The sequence below is a fragment of the Streptomyces sp. C genome, assembly GCF_000158895.1.
GTDB lineage: Bacteria > Actinomycetota > Actinomycetes > Streptomycetales > Streptomycetaceae > Streptomyces > Streptomyces racemochromogenes.
On record NZ_GG657750.1, the window covers coordinates 4,606,881 to 4,609,199 of the forward strand.

General features: G+C 72.1%; 2 pseudogenes. Both read left to right on the top strand.

What is annotated here, in order from left to right:
* A pseudogene (locus tag SSNG_RS42255) lies at positions 1–637 on the top strand (NADH-quinone oxidoreductase subunit L); the annotation flags it as partial.
* Positions 638–675: 38 nt separating this feature from the next.
* Positions 676–2,230 (top strand): annotated as a pseudogene (locus SSNG_RS20785) (NADH-quinone oxidoreductase subunit M).
* The last annotated feature ends 89 nt before the right edge of the window (positions 2,231–2,319 follow it).

The window sequence follows — 2,319 nt, forward strand, 5'->3', positions numbered from 1 at the left end:
AGGGAACCCGTCGCCATGACCGGCGTGCTGCGGCGGCTGGCGATCCCCTCGACCGCCTTCGGCCTCGCCGCCGGCCCCCTCGCCGACTGGTTCGACGGCGAGGAACTCACCCCGTCCGTGACCACCACGGTCCTCGGCACCGGCGCCGTTTCTCATCGGCATCGTGCTCACCTACGGCCTCTGGCAGCGGGCCACCGCCCGGGCCGCCGCCGGGATCCGCAACGGAGCCGCCGTACCCGCGTCCGTCGCCGCCGCCGAATCCGCCGCCGAGACCCCCGAGGTGGCCGAAGTGACCCACGACCACCCCGCCGTCCCGGCCACCCCCGCGGCCGACCCCGGCCGGGCCCTCCTCGGCCCGCTGCACCGCCACGCCGCCGACGGCTTCCACCTCGACGCCGTCTACGACCGGCTCTTCGTCCGCCCCACCCGGGCCGCCGCGGGCCTGGTCCGCTTCCTGGACCGCGAGGTCGTCGACACGTACGTCCGCGGCGCGGGCGCCGGCCCCCGGCTGCTCGGCAGCCTCGTACGCCGTGCCCAGACCGGCAACGTACAGAGCTACCTGAGCGCCCTGCTCGCCGGCGCCGTGGTCCTGGCCATCGCCACCGCCGTCCTCGCCAACGTCAACGCCGGATCGTGAGCCGAGAGTCAGCCGTGATCGATATCAGCCCGTCCGTGATGCAGTTCCTTCTGGCGTTCACCGTGGCCGCACCGCTCCTCGGCGCCGTCGCGGCCCTCCTGCCGGCCCCGCCCGGCCTCAAGGGCAAGAGCCCCGAACAGGCCGTGCTCCGCCACGGCGTCACCATCACCGGAGTCGTCCTCGCCGCGGCCGTCGCCCTCACCCTGGGCTTCGACCACGACGCCCCGTCCCGCTTCCAGGCGACGACGGACATCAGCTGGATCCAGGCGCTGAACATCCGGATCCACCTCGGCATCGACGGCATCTCGCTCCCCCTCCTCCTGATGACCGCGCTGCTGTTCTTCCTCTGCGCGGTGTACAGCTACTTCAAGCTCCCCGAAGGCCCCTCCCCGAAGGCCTTCGTCGCGCTGCTCCTCGTACTCGAGTCCGGCACCCTCGCGACCTTCGCCGTCCTCGACCTGATGCTGTTCTTCCTCGCCTTCGAGATGGTCCTCATCCCGATGTACTTCCTCATCGCCCGCTGGGGCGGTGCTCAGCGGCAGGCCGCCGCCTGGAAGTTCATCCTCTACACCCTCCTCGGCTCCGTGGTCATGCTGCTCGGCCTGCTGCTGATCGGCCTGAACAGCGGCACTTTCGACATGGTGGCACTCGCCTCTGACAACGGGCGCGGACTGAGCCACACCACCCAGCTCCTGGCCGTCCTCGCCATCGGCATCGGCCTCGCCGTGAAGACCCCGATGTGGCCGCTGCACACCTGGCTGCCCGACGCCCACACCGCCGCCCCCACCGTCGGCTCCGTGCTCCTCGCCGGCGTCATGCTGAAGATGGGCACCTACGGGTTCGTCCGCATCCTGCTGCCCGTCACCCCCGACGGCATGCACACCTTCGCCCCCTACCTGGGCGCCTTCGCCGCTGTCGGCATCGTCTACGGATCCCTCGCCTGCCTCGCGCTGACCCGCAGGAACGGCAAGGGCGACCTCAAGCGCCTCATCGCGTACTCCTCCGTCGGCCACATGGGCTTCGTCCTCCTCGGCATCGCGTCCATGACCACCACCGGGGTCAACGGCGCGCTCTTCGCCAACATCGCCCACGGCCTGATCACCGGCCTCCTCTTCTTCCTCGTGGGCGCCCTCAAGGACCGCTACGGCAGCAGCGACCTCGACACCCTCGCCGGAGCCACCGGCGCCGCCCTCTACGGCCGCGCCCCCCGCTTCGGCGCCCTCCTGGCCTTCGCCGCCGTCGCCTCCCTCGGCCTGCCCGGCCTCGCCGGCTTCTGGGGCGAGATGCTGGCCCTCTTCGGCGCCTTCGACCCGGCCGAGGGCCTCTCCCGCCCGGCCTTCCTCACCTACATGGCCGTCGGCGCGTTCGGCACCCTCCTCACCGCCGCCTACCTGCTGATCGTCGTACGGCGCGTCTGCATGGGCGACCCCCAGGCCGGGCCCGAGATCACCGTCGCCGACGTCCAGCGCTACGAGTTCGCCGCCTGGACCCCGCTCGTCGCCCTCACCGTCCTCGCCGGCCTGTGGCCGGCGGTCCTCCTCGGCCTCACCGACCCGGCCGTACAGAAAGCTCCTCGCAGGAGGCAACGCATGACGGCCACCGCGGTCCTCGCCGCCGACACACGCGGCCTCGTCCAGTCCGTCGACTGGCTCGCGATCGCGCCCGTGGTCGTCACCGCCGCC